Source organism: Streptomyces sp. SID10853, assembly GCF_010548145.1.
Classification (GTDB): domain Bacteria; phylum Actinomycetota; class Actinomycetes; order Streptomycetales; family Streptomycetaceae; genus Streptomyces.
The window spans coordinates 1-1,749 of the sequence record NZ_JAAGLN010000468.1 but is presented as its reverse complement, the minus strand read 5'-3'; the positions used below and the strand labels follow the sequence as shown (position 1 = coordinate 1,749).

At 70.4% G+C, this 1,749-nt stretch carries 1 protein-coding gene; it reads left to right on the top strand.

The features are described 5' to 3' along the window. Positions 1 to 1,749 (top strand): biotin carboxylase N-terminal domain-containing protein (locus G3I19_RS36380; RefSeq protein ID WP_164267929.1); only part of this gene is annotated, 1,749 nt, incomplete at its 5' end.

Below are 1,749 nucleotides of genomic sequence, written 5' to 3'. Positions count from 1 at the left end.
AAGGTGCTCATCGCCAACCGTGGCGAGATCGCTGTCCGTGTCGCACGGGCCTGCCGGGATGCCGGAATCGCGAGCGTAGCCGTCTACGCCGATCCGGACCGGGACGCACCGCACGTACGCGCGGCCGACGAGGCGTTCGCCCTGGGCGGTGACACCCCGGGCACCAGCTACCTGGACATGGGCAAGGTCCTCCAGGCGGCGAAGGACTCGGGCGCCGACGCCATCCACCCCGGATACGGCTTCCTCTCCGAGAACGCCGAATTCGCCCAGGCCGTCCTGGACGCACAGCTCACCTGGATCGGCCCGCCGCCGCAGGCCATCCGCGACCTCGGCGACAAAGTCGCCGCCCGGCACATCGCACAGCGCGCGGGCGCGCCCCTGGTCGCGGGCACCCCCGACCCGGTCTCCGGCTCGGACGAGGTGGTCGCCTTCGCCGAGGAGAACGGCCTGCCGATCGCGATCAAGGCCGCCTTCGGCGGTGGCGGGCGCGGTCTGAAGGTCGCCCGCACCCTCGAAGAGATCCCCGAGCTCTACGACTCGGCGGTCCGCGAGGCCGTCGCCGCCTTCGGGCGCGGCGAGTGCTTCGTCGAGCGCTACCTGGACAAGCCGCGGCACGTCGAGACCCAGTGCCTGGCCGACACCCACGGCAACGTCGTCGTCGTCTCCACCCGTGACTGCTCCCTCCAGCGCCGCCACCAGAAGCTGGTCGAGGAGGCGCCCGCGCCCTTCCTGAGCCAGGAGCAGAACGCCGAGCTGTACGCCGCGTCCAAGGCCATCCTCAAGGAAGCCGGCTACGTCGGCGCCGGCACCGTCGAGTTCCTGGTGGGCCTCGACGGCACCATCTCCTTCCTGGAGGTCAACACCCGCCTCCAGGTGGAACACCCCGTCACCGAAGAGGTCTCGGGCATCGACCTGGTCCGGGAGATGTTCCGTATCGCCGACGGCGAGGAACTGGGCTACGACGACCCCAAGCTGCGCGGTCACTCCTTCGAGTTCCGTATCAACGGCGAGGACCCGGGCCGCGGCTTCCTGCCCGCCCCCGGCACCGTCACCACCTTCGCGCCGCCCACCGGCCCCGGTGTCCGCCTCGACGCGGGCGTCGAGTCCGGCTCGGTCATCGGCCCGGCCTGGGACTCCCTGCTCGCCAAACTGATCGTCACCGGCGCCACCCGTGAGCAGGCCCTCCAGCGGGCCGCCCGCGCACTGGACGAGTTCACCGTCGAGGGCATGGCCACCGCCATCCCCTTCCACCGCGCGGTCGTCAGGGATCCGGCCTTCACAGCCGACCCCTTCCACATCCACACCCGGTGGATCGAGACCGAGTTCGTCAACGAGATCCCCCCGTTCGCCCCCGCAGGCGGCGACGCGGACGAGGACGAGTCCGGGCGCGAGACGATCGTCGTCGAGGTCGGCGGCAAGCGTCTTGAGGTCTCGCTGCCGTCCTCGCTGGGCATGACCCTGGCCCGTACAGGTCTGGCGGCAGGCGCCAAGCCCAAGCGCCGGGCAGCCAAGAAGTCCGGCTCCGCCGCATCCGGCGACTCGCTCGCGTCCCCGATGCAGGGCACCATCGTCAAGGTCGCGGTCGAGGAAGGCCAGGAGGTCAAGGAGGGCGACCTGGTGATCGTCCTCGAAGCAATGAAGATGGAACAGCCGCTCAACGCCCACCGCTCCGGCACCATCAAGGGCCTCACCGCCGAGATCGGCGCCTCCATCTCATCAGGCGCCATGATCTGCGAGATCAAGGACTGA